Below are 14262 nucleotides of genomic sequence, written 5' to 3'. Positions count from 1 at the left end.
GGGACGGCTCTTTGAGCATGGGGCAGCCTCTGAAAAGTCGATACCCCAATTACAACAAACCCCCGCCGCGATGGCGAGGGTTTGTCAGCAGTCTGGAACCCGCCTTTGGCGGGTTTTCTGTTTTCGGCCATGGTTCCCTTTGCCTATGTGTAGCATCCTTCCGATGATACTATGCCTGCCCGTTTATATGTCGCCTCCCCTTCCATACCGTGTGGTGGCATAGGTTTGCCGTTCGTTCCCAACGCAAGGATATGAACTTGATGGATACTGTGGGGCTGCTGATTTTTGCGGCCATAGGCACTGTGGTGTTGTTCGACTTCACCAATGGTTTTCACGATGCCTCCAACATGATTGCCCCGGTCATTGCCTCCCGGGCCATGACGCCCATCCAATCTGTGTTCGTGGTGGGCGGCTTTACCTTTCTGGGGCCCGTGCTGGGTGGTACAGCAGTGGCCAATACCATTGGTAGCTTTGTAATCCTGGATGACCTGCCCAAAACCTTGTCCCTGGCGGTAGTGCTTTGCGGTATTCTGGCCGCGACCGCCTGGAACTTCCTGACCTGGTGGCGAGGGCTGCCGTCGTCATCCTCCCACGCCCTGGTTGGCGGCATGTGTGGCGCGGTGGTGGTTTCGGCGGGCCCCGAGCAGGTCGTGTGGGGTATGGAGGCGCTCACTCGCGGCGAGTTTACGGGCGTGACCAAAGTGCTTCTGGCTCTGGTCCTGTCTCCAATTGCGGGTTTCTGGGTTGGTTTTGTCTTACAGCGAGGCACGCTGTTTTTGCTGCGGGCGGCAAGCCCCCTGATGAACCGTAAATTACGCGCTGCCCAATGGCTGACCGCAGCCGGGTTGGCGTTTTCCCACGGCGCCAATGACGCCCAGAAAAGCATGGGCATCCTTACCCTTTGCCTGTTGCTGGCGGGGGATATTGACGAATTTCACGTTCCCCTCTGGGTGGTGGTGATCTGTGCCTCCGCGATTACCCTGGGCACGGTGCTGGGCGGCTGGAGAATCGTGCGCACACTGGCGTTCTCCATCTACAAGATCCGTCCCCTTCACGCCCTCAATTCCCAGCTGACCTCTGCCGGGGTGGTCTTCCTGGCGTCTTTGATCGGTGCCCCGGTCTCCACCACCCATGTTGTGTCTTCATCCATTATGGGGGTGGGCGCCTCCGAGCGGCCGAAGGCGGTGCGTTGGACCAAGGCCCGGGAAATTGCGACAACCTGGGTGATTACCATTCCTGGCGCCGGCATTCTGGCCATGCTTGTATACCTGGTGGTCTGGCTCGCAGGCCTAGTGTCCCGTCTGGCTAATTCCTTAGCCTACTGAGATCCTGAAAAGCCGAAGAGCTAGGCGTGCTGGTGAAGACTTGGTGGTTCCAAATCGAGACAGCAGAACGACGCTATTCGGCTTTTCAGAATCTCCCGAAGGGCTTGCCTCTGAGGACTCTGAGCCTGTGTTGCCAGTGCTTGGTGTGGAGCCACCACACCTTCACACAGGCGCCTTGGTCAGAGTCCTCAGAGACAAGCAGTAGGTTAAGGAATTAGCCAGACGGGACACTAACCCCGTGAATCCGACCTGACAACGTAGAAAGGAGTTCTCCAATGGCGCGAAAAGAAAGCGTTCTAAGCCGGCTGGTGGCAAAGGTGATTCCCAAGTCGCCGGACTTTTTCTCGCTGCTGGCCGAACAGAGCCGTCAGGTGCGAGGCACCATGGCGAGCCTGCATGAGTATATGAATGGCCCAACCGAGGCGTTGTCTGACGAGCTGACGGATGACGAGCACGCGGCGGATACACTGAAGATTCGTAACCTCCATTTGCTGAACCGAGCCTTCTCGACCCCCATTGACCGGGAAGACATCTACCGTGCCATTGAAGCGCTGGACTGGATTGTCACCCACAGCAAAAGCACTATTAACGAAATGCTGGATTTCGGCGTGGACCCGGACAAACACATGCAGGCCATGTTGGATGAGCTGCTCCACGGTTGTGAAGCCTTGCAGCGTGGATTCAGTGAACTGGCCACTCATCCCGCAGGTGCCGAGAACGAAGCCCATGCCGCCCGCCATGCCCATCGCCGCATTGAGCGTTTATACCGGCACAGCCTCGCGGAACTGTTCCAGGGCGAGGTGACCGTGGAAATGCTCAAGAAGCGGGAGATCTATCATCACCTGATGGACAGTTCCCGTCGCCTGCATTCTGCCGCCAATGTGTTACACGATATTTTCGTTAAACTGGTGTGAGGCAGCAGTTTTTTCGATGCAGGCGTAGAGGTTTTTGTTCATGGAGTATATCGCTCCCGTCAGTAGTGCCATCATGGCGCTGGTCTGGATTGTCTATTTCCAGCTGTTTTTCATCCAATATCAGCGTAATAACCGGCCCTACCTGGTGATCCACCACGCCCAGAATGAAAATCCCGATGCCCTGTGCCTGCTGGTAAACATGGGTAAGGAAACCGTGCATGTGCAGTGTGTGCAGGTGGCCCTGTTCACGCGGGACGGCGAAGAAAAAACCATGACCGTCACCGAATACCGGCGCATCCAGGCCGATGATTCCAATGTCCATCAGGTGTTGCGCCAGGGCCCGCTGGAGCCCGGCGGATACCTGGTGCTCGGTTCGTTCCGGAATATTATTCTCGGCCGCCGTAGCGAGGAAAGTGACACGGATTACCTGTTTGAGGACATTGTCGATATGGAAATCCGGGCCGCCGTTATTCATGGCCCCAGCAAATACCCGGTTGGCGTGCGTCGCAGCTTCACCCTGCACCATGAGGGCCAGCCGCAAATTTTTCCCCGGAACATCCACAGTGAACAGCTGGTGCGGCGTAAAGATCGGCATGAGGTACGTCGCTGGCTTGAAACGGAACTGCGCCCGGAGCGCAAAGGACGTTCAGAGTCTGACAGTTCCGACCAGTCTCAATAGCCCATTCCCTGTAAATTTCCCATCCTGTGCTAGGCTTTGAATGCTTTCGTCATTTATGTTTTTGAATTTCATTACTGGCGAGAGGTGTATTGCATTTTCGAACATGCCACGCGAACAGTGAGTCTACTGTCAATAAGGAGGCAAAAATGGAAGCAAAATCCTCACAAGACGACTACAAGCAGGTGAAGGAAGACGTTCAGGCGTTGCGGGACGATCTGGCCAAGCTGACCCGCACCGTCTCGGACAACCAGAAACACAATGTCAGTAGCCTGCGGGATGAAATCCGCCGCGAAAGCCTGGAGGCCCTCGACAGTGTCAGGCAGAAAGGCGACGAAGCACTGCGCCGGGCACGGGATGCCGGAGATAGAACCGCTCATGACGTAGAGAGCCGAATCGAAGAACGGCCGTTTCTGAGCATCATTGTCATGTTCCTGGCCGGGGTCCTGGTGGGTAAGCTGTTTGACCGCTGATCATGCTTGACTCTGAACAGGTCCAGGGTGCGTTGCGCAAGGCTGTTGCGGCCGTTATTGGTTTTCTGCTGGCAATGGTCTTGCTCACCGCCCTGCTGCTTACCGGCTTTTTCCTGTTGGTTCAGGCGGCGGTCCTGTCGCTGACACCATGGCTTGGCGAAACCGGGGCTCTATGGCTGGTTGGTTTTGTCTGCCTGCTGTTGTTGGCACTGTTCTTCCAGCGCCTGGTCCGTCCCAGAGCCGCTCCCAAACGAGGTAAATCAACCACGGGCTCTTCGGGCTCGGGTATTGATGCGCTCCGCGAGCTGATCCGCAAGAATCCCTGGGAGTCCGTTTTAATGGCGTTTGCCGTTGGGATTGCGGAGCAGGGTGATGCCCGACTGAAATCCCTGCTGTTACAAGGGGGTACCATCCTGATGAAAAATGCCGAGACCCAGGCGCAGGGCGCACCGGATGCCAGCGATGGGCCCGAACAGGAGAGCGGCGTGCCGCCGAACCCGGAGGAAACACCGTAGCCAGCGCCCAGGCCCCGTTTCTCTCCCACTGAATCATTCGGGAGGTCTCCATGAGTAAGAGCTCCAGCCTTTTAAGCGATGCCCAGTCGCGGATGTCAGACATCTTCGACCGTCTCGATATCGGCGATGATGTCCGTCAACAGCTCCAGCAACCCAACCATATTCATCAGGCCGCCATTCCAGTTCGTATGGACGACGGCCATTTGCGGATATTTAAGGGGTGGCGCGCGCTTTATGATCAGAGTCGAGGCCCTGGCAAGGGTGGCATCCGCTTCCATGCCAGCGTCAATGAGGATGAGGTAGCCACCCTTAGTTTCTGGATGATGCTCAAATGCGCGGTGGTGGACTTGCCATTGGGTGGCGCTAAGGGCGGTGTACAGGTGGACCCCAAAACGCTTTCCCGCCTGGAACTGGAGCGGTTATCGCGGGGTTACATCCGCGCCTTCTACGACGTCATCGGCCCGGATCGCGATATCCCAGCACCGGACGTTAATACCAATGAAATTGTCATGGGCTGGATGGCTGATGAGTATTCGGAGATAACCCGCAAACAGGTTCGGGGCGTTATTACCGGTAAGCCTGTTGGCATGGGGGGGTCGGCAGGACGCATAGCCGCGACCGGTCGGGGCGCCCTCCAGGTACTTGATGCGTGGGCTAAGCGAGAAGACAAAGATCCAAAAAGCATGACCGTTGCCGTACAGGGTTTTGGCAATGCCGGCTATCACTTTGCTCGTCTGGCCCAGAAGGCAGGTTATCGTATTGTGGCGCTGTCGGATTCCCACGGCGCCATATACGCCAAGCAGGGCCTGGACCCGGAGCCCATCTGGCGCCACAAGAACAAAACCCGTGAACTGAAAGGCATGGTGTACTGTGAGTCGTCCGTCTGCACTGAGAGTGATGTTGAGCAGATTAGCAACGACGATTTGTTGGCACTGGATGTGGATGTGCTGGTATTGGCCGCGTTGGAGAATGCCGTCACTGCCGATAACGTGGAGCGGGTGCGAGCCGATACCATTCTTGAAATCGCCAACGGCCCGGTGACGTCTGAGGCCGATAAGTGCTTAAGCAAACGGAAGATCACCGTGTTGCCGGATGTTCTGGCCAACGCCGGCGGTGTGATTGTCAGCTATCTGGAGTGGATCCAGAACCGGACGGGCGATTACTGGTCGGAAAGCTATGTTAACGAGCGCCTGGAAGAGCAGATCGTGGGCCAGGCGGAACGCTGCTTTGATCGGGCGAACGAAGAGGACGTCGACTACCGGGTTGCGGCCTATCTCCAGAGCATTGAGCGGATAGCCACGGCCATTGCCAGCCGTGGCACCCAGCAGTACTTCAATGAAGACGGAAGCTGATCGGCCGATCAGCTCGCCCGCTTGCTCCCGATCAGCGTCAGCAGCAGGGTAACGCCGGCAGAGGCCAGTATCGCGCCCGCGAAGGGCGCGAGTGTCGGGGCGCCACCCGGGAAACTGGCGATATAGAGTGCTTCCTTGAGACTGCCGGTCATTGCCCAGTCAGGAAGGATGGCGCCGATCAGGCCGGCTAGCACGCCCGCCATGGCCGCTGTGGTGGAGACTCGTGGCCACAGGCCCATCAGGACCGGAATGATCGCTGTTGCGCAAAGAAGATCGGCAATCAAAAACAGACGCAGCACCGAAGCGCCCTGCAGAGCCACCAAAACCACCGGTACCATCAACGCCACGGTTAGCCAGCGAGCACCAGCCAGTGTCAGCCCGGCTTTCTCGGCCACCGCCAGGGAGGCGATGCCGTTTTGCAGGGTGTCCACTGACGAGGCAACCAGGGTAACAGCCAATACCAGGGCGACAGCCCCGAGCCACTGAGGTGCTTCATTGAGCAGCGCGAAAAATGGAATTGGTGGCTGGCCCAGGTCCAGTCCCGCCATGGCCGCGCTCATGCCCAGGCCACCTACCACCGCGACCACCACAATGGTGGTGCCACCGCCGAGGATGGCTCCTTTCCAGAGTGAGGTACTGTCACGGGCCGCCCAGACCCGCTGCCAATAGCCCTGGTGGAACAGGTTTGCTGCGGTCACGGCCAGCACCAGTGTCAGGGCTACACTCACGGCACTCCAGAAAGGAATGCCGGGCATGTCGGCCGATTCAGCCGCCGACGGCAGGTGCTTCCAGTCCACAAACAACACCGCAGCCAGCAAGGCCATCAACAGAAGCGCCTGCCAGCGATCGGTGGCAAGGCTGGCCCGAAGCCCGCCCCAGGTAGTGTAGATCAGGGTAGTGACGGCCACGGCAATGATCACGAGATCGCCGTTGAGGTCGGACAGCAGCGCGGTGATGGAGCCAATGGCCGTCAGTTCTGCCGCCAGGAAGCACAGCATGTAGAGCACCGAAACCAGAGACACCCAACGACGCAGACCCTTGCCGAAACGCTGCTCGGCAAACTCGTTGATGCTTCGGCCCTGGGGCAGTCGCTTGCGAATCAGCGGGCCAAGCGCGGCGAAAACAATAAAGGGCAGTGCCGCGCCCAGGGCGTAGCCTGCCAGCGCAACCGGGCCGACAAACGCGCCGACTTCCGGCGGGGCAAACAGAATCCAGGCACCCATGCCGGATGCCAGAAAGGAAAGGCCAATGGTGGTCGCGCCCTGGCTGTTGCGGGCGGTCATGTAGTCATCAAGGCCTTCGGCAGTCTTGCGGGCGCGCAGGCCCAGCCAACCAAACAGGCACAATGCCGCCACTATGGCGGCCAGGTGGGTCATCATCATGTCGTGCTTCCTCCGCCGGTGTGAACCGGATCAGGTTCCAGGGTCTGCCAATGGCACTCTCAGCCCCGGTATTTGGAACCGGGACTCCCCTGTCGACTGTTTTGTGGAGGTGTGATGGTAAAGGTGTGGCAGGCTAACGGCAACTTGAAGATATGGCGGCAGGAAAGCCTAAATAACCAATGGGTATCAGGCTGCGTCTGCCCCGGTATCAAGCGGCGCCACCATGTAGCGGTCACGCCCGCCATCTTTTGCGGCGTAGAGGGCCTCGTCGGCCCGCTGCAGCAATCGGGTGCGGTCCTCGTTTTTGTCATGCAGGACTGCGATGCCGATGCTGGTCCGGAAGCTGACTTCCTCGCCGGTGGGCACCTTGAGTTTGGTATTGTGGCAGCCGTCACGCACGGCATCCGCCACTTCGATGGCTTCCGCCTCATTCAGGCCTGGCAGGATCATCAAGAACTCCTCGCCACCAAAGCGCCCGGCCAGATCGACCTTGCGCTTGGCGTTGTCCTTGAGGATTTTGGAGAACTGCTTAAGTACCAGGTCGCCGGCGGCGTGGCCGTGGTTGTCGTTGAAGCTCTTGAACTTGTCCAGGTCAAACAACAGCACCGACAGCGGCGTGCCTTTTTCGTGGGCCTCCGCGATGTCCCCGTCCAGTTGATCCATCACCTGGCGTCGGTTGGCGAGCCCGGTCAGCGGATCGCGGGTGGCCTGACGGTAAAGTACCAGCAGCATGCTGAGCTGGTTCACTGACGCCCAGCCGGCAATGCAGCCCAGCACCGCCAACAACCACAAATCGTTGAGGCCGTCCACTAAACCGAATTTGCCGCTCCAGAGCTGCGTGATCAGCTCCACCAGAATGACGAAGGTGGCAAAACCGGCCACCTCCAGGATGGTCAGCGGGAAGATGGCGATCATGGTAATGATCATGAAGGGGAAGAAAGCATACCCGGCGACGACTTCCGATTCGAAGCCTTCACCAACAAGTATCCAGTTGCTCCAGGTCTGGAAAAGCGTCAGCACCACCACGAGCAACAGCAGACGAAACAGTGAGACCTCGAGCCGGTAGGGATGGCTGAACCACACACCCAGTGCCAGGCAGGACGCACTGGCGGCAATGCGCCCGTAAGCGATGGTACTGCTGACGTCTTCCGGGAGCAGCAGCCAGTCCACCAGAATCCAGGCGGTTTGAAGCACCACGAGAATCCAGGCAATGGTGCGTACCCGCGAATACAGGCTGTAACTGCGTGTGTGATTGAAATAACGCGAGTGTCGGCCCGCGCTCAGGAGATCATTCATAACTTCAAACATGCATCGTCCTAGTTGATGTCTGCCTTTGGATGCTCACGTTTGCACCAAACCGCGGGTAGGGCAACGATTTGGATTCGGAATTGTTATTGAAGACATACGATGGCAGAAGAATGGACGACCCGCTAGTGGCAGGCACCACTGTTAATGATCCGGTTGATCGTGGTCAGTTTCACGGCACGGATCCTGGCGGGCGATTCGCCAGGAAAGATGTAAATGGGGTACCCCAAAGGAGGAATTCCTGAACCGCCAGGCGCCGGCATACACTGAATCGCATCTGAAATATTCAAGCGAGGATTCCTTATGGGTATCGGTGGTATCAGCATCTGGCAGCTTCTCATTGTTCTCACCATTGTCATCCTGCTGTTTGGAACCAAGAAACTGCGGAGCATTGGCACGGACCTGGGCGGTGCGATCCGTGGTTTCAAAAAGTCCATGAATGAGGATGGGAGCCTATCCAGTGAGCCGGAAGCACTGGACTTCCAAAACTCAGAGAAGGTGAGTGCCGAACAGAGGCACCGGGAAAGCCAAGGCTAAGCGCGACCACAATGTTCGACATCGGCTTTCTTGAACTGCTGATCTGCGGCGTGATTGCGCTGCTGATATTAGGCCCCGAGCGATTACCGGCGGCGGCCCGGGCTGCCGGCCGGTGGATCGGAGGCGCGCGCCGCATGGTTGGCGAGTTCACCACGGAACTGGACCGCCAGCTCAAGGCCGAAGAGTTGCGCGAGCAGCTTCGCCAGGCAGGGGATGTTGGCCTTGAAGATGTGCAGGAAAGTGTCCGTGGTGCCCTGGACGAAGCCAAAAACTACGAACGCATGATCATGCCCGACAACGACGCCGCGCATGCCGGCAAGACACCTTAACGCCTTGTTCTGGCCCCGCTCATGACCGCTAACACCCAACAATCGTCCCCGGAGCAGCAGGAGATGCCACTGATCCAGCACCTGCTGGAGTTGCGCAGCCGGCTGCTAAAAGTGGTGCTGGCTGCAGCGGTCTGCTTTGTGGCCATTTACCCGTTTGCCAATGAACTTTATCTGTTGGTGTCAGAGCCCTTGCGCGAATTGTTGCCGGGTGGCCAGACCATGATCGCCACAGACATTACCTCGCCGTTTTTTGCGCCATTGAAATTGGCGCTGGTGTTGGCGGTGTTTGTCGCCATTCCCTACATCCTGTTCCAGATCTGGAGCTTTATTGCACCGGGGCTGTACAGCCATGAGAAGCGGCTGGCGTTCCCGTTGCTGTTCACCTCTGTGGTTCTGTTCTATGCCGGCGCGGTGTTCGCCTACCTGGTGGTGTTTCCCCTCGTGTTTGGGTTCTTCACCGCGATAGGTCCGGAAGGCATTGTGGAGCTGCCGGACATCGACAGCTATCTGACTTTCGTGCTCAAGATGTTCTTCGCCTTCGGCGTGGCCTTTGAAATTCCCATCGCTACGGTGCTTCTTATCCTGTCCGGCGCGACCACGCCACAGGCCCTGTCCGCCAAGCGTCCTTATGTGGTGGTGGCCTGCTTTGTCATCGGCATGATGCTGACACCGCCGGATATCATCTCCCAGACCCTGCTGGCCGTGCCCATGTGGGTCCTGTTTGAGTTCGGAATTATCTTCGGCCGCCTGGCCTGCCGGGAGACGGGCGGAACGACTGGAGGAAACGCATGAAACCAAGGAAGCAGCGACCACTGATCTACGCCTGCTCCGGCTGCTCTGACGTCGCCCAATTGGCCAATAACGCCGCAGTGCGCCTGGACCACGATGGTGTATTCGAGATGTCCTGTATCTCTGGCGTGGGTGGACAGGTACCCGCCCTGGTCAAGACGGCCCAATCCGGTCGTCCCATCACTGTCATAGACGGCTGCCCCCTGCATTGTGCCCGTGCCTGCCTGGAAAACATCGGGGTGAACCCGGAACGCCACGTTCGCTTGTACGACTTCGGTTTCGGCAAACACTACGGCCAGAGCTATGGCGAGGAAGCCGTTGAAGAAGTCTGCCGGGTCATCGTCAGCGACCGGGATTGAGAGGGCTCGATGCCGGGAGCTGCCTCTAATGGGTATGCAATAAGAGGTATTTGATTTGAAACTAATTCACATAGCATTAGAGAGCATCAAACATTTTGCTGGGGGGGTCATGTGACGCTGATTTTCAGGATTGCGCTGTTTTTTGTCCTGATGGGTGGCTTCTTGTCCTCCACCGCACTGCAAGCGGCGCCCGTTTCCAAATACGAGCCGGTGGCCGGCCGTCAGGTCATTGAAGACACCTTCCCGCAAGTCACCCGCTCTGAACCACTGGAAGACAACCGGGCCATCCAGGCCCTGTATGCCGGTGATCAGCTCAAGGGTTATGTCTACCAGAGTCTGGATTTTGTCCAGACACCCGCCTATTCCGGCAAGCCAATCAACGCCGTGGTGGTTCTGGACCCCGAGGGGGAAATCCGTGCCGCCAAGGTTATCGAGCATCACGAACCGATTCTTCTGGTTGGCATCCCTGAGCGCAAGCTGCACGAGTTCACTGATCAGTACGTTGGCCTGAAAGCCGACCAGAAAGTCACCGTCGGTGGCACGTCGAATGAGCGGAAGGTCGCTGTCGATGGCGTTTCCGGTGCCACAGTGACGGTCATGGTGGTTAACGAAGTGCTGATGCGCACGGCGCATCGGGTGGGCGTGGAAATCGGTGTGGTTGAGGGTGGCGCGTCGAACCGGCCGCCGTTAGCGCAGGTTGAGAGTGGTGGGTTCCAGCCCCGCACCTGGGAGGAACTGACCGGAAACGGCGCTGTGCGCCGGCTGCGCCTGACCCGCGGCCAGGTGGACGATGCCTTTGAGGGCACGGCTGCCGCAGACGTGGACCGTGCCTCACCGGAAGAGCGTGACGAGACCTTGATTGACCTCTATGCCGCCTATCTGGATGTGCCTACCATCGGCCGCAACCTGCTGGGTGAAAACCAGTACCAGCGGCTGACCTCCGAGTTGAAGCCCGGCGAACACGCCATTGCCGTTATGGCTAACGGGGACTACTCGTTCAAGGGGTCGGGCTATGTGCGCGGCGGCATTTTTGACCGCATTCAGATTCGCCAGTTCGGTGACACTTTCAACTTCCGGGACCTGGATTATTACCGTCTCAGCGACGTGTATGCCGAGGGCATGCCGGACTTCAATGAAATGGCGATCTTCATCATTCGCCAGCAGTACAACTTTGATCCGGGCACGCCCTGGACCCTGGAGCTGACCGTCAAGCGCCAGACCGGACCACTGGACAGCGAGTTCCAGGTCTTCCCGCTGGAGTACCAGTTGCCAGACCAATACTACACCCGGCCAGAGCCCGTGGTTACCGAGGAAGAGTGGCTGGAGTCTCAGCCCATGTGGGTGCAGGTCTGGTATCAGAAACAGTTCCAGATCACGGTGCTTGGGCTGGGCATTGCGGTCCTGCTGTTCATCCTGTTCTTCCAGGACTGGCTGGTAAAAAAGCCCCGGATGATGCGCTGGATCCGGCATGGTTTCCTCGTTTACACCCTTTTCTTTATCGGTTGGTATGCGCTCGGGCAGCTATCCATCGTCAACGTGCTGACGTTCGCCAACAGCCTGATCAGTGGCTTCAAGTGGGAAACCTTCCTGATTGATCCGATCATGTTTGTGCTCTGGGCTGTGGTTGCCGGCATCGTCCTGCTGTGGGGACGGGCGGTCTATTGTGGCTGGCTGTGTCCCTTCGGCGCTCTGCAGGAACTGCTCAATGAAATCGCCCGGAAACTGAAGATTCCCCAGTACACGGTGCCTTTCGTCTGGCACGAACGGCTGTGGGCTATCAAGTACATCATTCTGCTGGTGTTGTTCGGCGTGTCGCTGGAAGCCATGGGCACCGCGGAACAGCTGGCGGAAGTGGAGCCGTTCAAAACCGCCATCACCCTGCATTTTGCCCGCAGCTGGCCCTTCGTGGTTTACGCCGTGGCCCTGTTGGTGGTCAACCTGTTCACCCGAAAGGTCTATTGCCGTTACCTCTGTCCCCTGGGTGCCGCGCTGGCCCTGCCCACCAAGTTGCGGGTATTCGATTGGCTCAAGCGGCGCAAGGAGTGCGGCAACCCCTGCCGTCTGTGCGACAAGGAATGCGAGGTCCAGGCGATTCACCCCGATGGCCACATCAACTACATGGAGTGCCACTACTGCCTGGATTGTCAGATGACCTATTTCGATGACCACAAGTGCCCGCCGCTGATCGTCAAGCGACGGGGCAGACGCCGTGGTCAGAATGCTCCGGGGCACGCCGAGCAGATTCCGGTGGCTCAGGTTGAGTAAGCAGCAGTACCAAAAAACGAAAACCACGATAAGTAGAACGGAGTGGATGGCTATGAAAAAACGAGACGAACTAACGAATGATCGGCCGGAACCGGCCGAGGGTGGCCTGAGCCGGCGCCGGTTCATGAGTGCCGCAGCCCTGGCGGGTGTGGCCGGTGCGTCCGGCCTGGGCACGGCGGTCATGTCCAGGGAGGCCTTTGCCGCAGCAGCTGAAGAGGCACGTAATAATTACGTGATTCACCCGGGCGAGCTGGATGAGTATTACGGTTTCTGGAGTGGCGGCCACTCCGGTGAAGTGAGGGTGCTCGGGATTCCCTCCATGCGCGAGATCATGCGTATCCCGGTGTTCAACGTGGACTCCGCCACCGGCTGGGGCCTGACCAACGAAAGTAAAGACGTGCTGGGCCACGACAACACCCACCTGAACGGTGACTGTCACCACCCGCACATTTCCATGACGGATGGCAGCTACGACGGCAAGTACCTGTTTATCAATGACAAAGCCAATAGCCGCGTGGCACGTATCCGGTTGGACGTGATGAAGTGTGACAAGATCACCACCATCCCCAACGTGCAGGCGATTCACGGCCTGAGGCTGCAGAAAGTGCCGAAGACCAACTATGTCTTCTGTAACGCTGAGTATGTGATCCCGCACCCGAACGACGGCAGCGATACCAGCCTGGAAAACAGCTTCACCATGTTCAATGCGCTCGACGCAGAGACCATGGAAGTGGCCTTCCAGGTGATTGTGGACGGTAACCTGGACAACACCGACGCCGATTACACCGGCAAGTACGTCTGCTCCACCTGCTACAACTCCGAGAAGGCGCTGGACCTGGCCGGCACCATGCGCAACGATCGCGACTGGGCGGTTGTGTTCAATATTGAGCGCATCGAGCAGGCAATCAAAAGCGGCAACTACAAGACGCTGGGCGATTCCAAGGTGCCCGTGGTCGACGGTCGCCATGGCTCTGAACTGACCCGTTACATCCCGGTTCCGAAGAACCCGCACGGTTTGAACACCTCCCCGGATGGCAAATACTTCATTGCCAACGGCAAGTTGTCCCCGACGTGTACCGTTATCCAGATCGACAAGCTGGACGACCTCTTTGCCGGCAAGCTGAAGGACGAGCGTGATGTGGTCGTGGCAGAGCCGGAGCTGGGCCTTGGGCCGCTGCATACCACTTACGATGGTCGTGGCAACGCCTACACCACCCTGTTTATCGACAGCCAGGTGGTGAAATGGAACGTCGCGGATGCCATCAAGCACTACAACGGCGAGAAGGTGAACTACATCCGCCAGAAGCTGGATGTTCATTACCAGCCGGGCCACAACCACGCTTCCCTGACAGAGTCGCGGGATGCCGATGGCAAGTGGCTGGTGGTGCTGTCCAAGTTCTCCAAGGACCGCTTCCTGCCGGCAGGCCCCCTGCACCCGGAAAACGATCAGTTGATCGACATCTCCGGCGAAGAGATGAAGCTGGTGCACGATGGCCCGACCTTTGCCGAACCTCACGACTGCATCCTGTTGCGCCGTGATCAGATCACCCAGACCAAGAAAATCTGGGACCGCAACGATCCGTTCTTCGCCTCTGCCCGGGAGCAGGCGAAAAAGGATGGCATTAACCTGACGGCTGATAACAAGGTCATCCGTGATGGCAACAAGGTGCGGGTCTACATGACCTCTGTCGCGCCCCAGTACAACCTGACCGAGTTCAAGGTGAAGCAGGGCGACGAAGTGACGGTCTATGTAACCAACCTGGATACCATCGAGGACGTGACCCACGGCTTCTGCATGGTTAACCACGGTGTGAGCATGGAAATCAGCCCGCAGCAGACCTCCTCTGTGACCTTTGTGGCGGATAAGCCGGGGGTTCACTGGTACTACTGCAACTGGTTCTGCCATGCGCTGCACATGGAAATGCGTGGTCGCATGCTGGTCGAGAAGGCCTGATAGGCCGCTCGTTTGCCGGGGCTCCTGTTTGGGGGCTCCGGCTTGTTTCCTGAATTGACAGTAGCAAGACAAGCTTCAGTGCAGTCA

General features: G+C 58.3%; 13 protein-coding genes, 1 pseudogene and 1 riboswitch. Of the genes and pseudogenes, 12 read left to right on the top strand and 2 right to left on the bottom strand.

All coding sequences use genetic code 11. The features are described from left to right. Positions 1-260: 260 nt before the first annotated feature. The 6 genes from BY454_RS14460 to BY454_RS14435 all read left to right on the top strand — a co-directional run bounded on the left by BY454_RS14460 (position 261) and on the right by BY454_RS14435 (position 5255). On the top strand, positions 261-1325 hold the full coding sequence (locus tag BY454_RS14460) for an inorganic phosphate transporter (RefSeq protein WP_104417235.1): 1065 nt from the start codon (positions 261-263) through the stop codon (positions 1323-1325). 275 nt (positions 1326-1600) lie between these two features. Continuing rightward, positions 1601-2239, top strand: a complete 639-nt coding sequence (locus tag BY454_RS14455) for a DUF47 domain-containing protein (RefSeq protein WP_104417234.1) — start codon at positions 1601-1603, stop codon at positions 2237-2239. Positions 2240-2279: 40 nt separating this feature from the next. After that, positions 2280-2918 (top strand): hypothetical protein, encoded by a 639-nt coding sequence (locus tag BY454_RS14450; RefSeq protein ID WP_104417233.1) that lies wholly within the window; start codon positions 2280-2282, stop codon positions 2916-2918. Between the two features lie 146 nt (positions 2919-3064). Then, the gene (locus BY454_RS14445; protein WP_104417232.1) at positions 3065-3388 is read left to right on the top strand and encodes a DUF883 family protein; all 324 of its coding nucleotides are present in this window, start codon (positions 3065-3067) and stop codon (positions 3386-3388) included. Between the two features lie 2 nt (positions 3389-3390). Continuing rightward, complete coding sequence (locus tag BY454_RS14440; protein WP_181049712.1) at positions 3391-3903, top strand: hypothetical protein; 513 nt, start codon at positions 3391-3393, stop codon at positions 3901-3903. Positions 3904-3953: 50 nt separating this feature from the next. Beyond that, entirely contained in the window at positions 3954-5255 is a 1302-nt protein-coding gene (locus BY454_RS14435) for a Glu/Leu/Phe/Val family dehydrogenase (protein WP_104417231.1), read from the top strand. Positions 5256-5263: 8 nt separating this feature from the next. Here the strand turns inward: BY454_RS14435 and BY454_RS14430 are convergent, their stop codons facing one another. Continuing rightward, on the bottom strand, positions 5264-6637 hold the full coding sequence (locus tag BY454_RS14430) for a sodium:solute symporter family transporter (protein WP_104417230.1): 1374 nt from the start codon (positions 6635-6637) through the stop codon (positions 5264-5266). Further along, positions 6627-6738: riboswitch (TPP riboswitch) on the bottom strand. (Overlaps the previous gene by 11 nt.) Positions 6739-6823: 85 nt before the next feature. Next, positions 6824-7945 carry a GGDEF domain-containing protein gene (locus BY454_RS14425; RefSeq protein WP_104417229.1) on the bottom strand — a complete coding sequence of 374 codons (1122 nt, stop codon included), beginning with the start codon at positions 7943-7945 and terminating at the stop codon, positions 6824-6826. A 300-nt stretch (positions 7946-8245) separates the two neighbouring features. On the opposite strand from BY454_RS14425, the gene tatA reads away from it, so the two are divergent. From tatA to nosZ, 6 genes and pseudogenes are all read left to right on the top strand, one after another. Next, positions 8246-8479, top strand: a complete 234-nt coding sequence (gene tatA, locus BY454_RS14420; RefSeq protein ID WP_104417228.1) for a twin-arginine translocase TatA/TatE family subunit — start codon at positions 8246-8248, stop codon at positions 8477-8479. An 11-nt stretch (positions 8480-8490) separates the two neighbouring features. After that, a pseudogene (gene tatB / locus BY454_RS14415) lies at positions 8491-8781 on the top strand (Sec-independent protein translocase protein TatB); the annotation flags it as partial. A gap of 48 nt (positions 8782-8829) precedes the next feature. Beyond that, positions 8830-9600 carry a twin-arginine translocase subunit TatC gene (gene tatC, locus BY454_RS14410; protein ID WP_104417226.1) on the top strand — a complete coding sequence of 257 codons (771 nt, stop codon included), beginning with the start codon at positions 8830-8832 and terminating at the stop codon, positions 9598-9600. Next, the gene (locus tag BY454_RS14405) at positions 9597-9956 is read left to right on the top strand and encodes a putative zinc-binding protein (RefSeq protein WP_104417225.1); all 360 of its coding nucleotides are present in this window, start codon (positions 9597-9599) and stop codon (positions 9954-9956) included. Before tatC ends, BY454_RS14405 begins: the two co-directional genes overlap by 4 nt. A 150-nt stretch (positions 9957-10106) precedes the next feature. Further along, positions 10107-12221: a transcriptional regulator NosR gene (nosR, locus tag BY454_RS14400; RefSeq protein ID WP_104417239.1), complete on the top strand. Its 2115-nt coding sequence runs from the start codon at positions 10107-10109 to the stop codon at positions 12219-12221. A gap of 52 nt (positions 12222-12273) precedes the next feature. Next, on the top strand, positions 12274-14175 hold the full coding sequence (nosZ, locus tag BY454_RS14395; RefSeq protein WP_104417224.1) for a TAT-dependent nitrous-oxide reductase: 1902 nt from the start codon (positions 12274-12276) through the stop codon (positions 14173-14175). The last annotated feature ends 87 nt before the right edge of the window (positions 14176-14262 follow it).

Origin of the sequence: Marinobacter persicus, from assembly GCF_002934325.1 — a bacterium.
Lineage (GTDB): Bacteria > Pseudomonadota > Gammaproteobacteria > Pseudomonadales > Oleiphilaceae > Marinobacter > Marinobacter persicus_A.
This window is presented reverse-complemented; position numbering and strand designations above follow the sequence as displayed.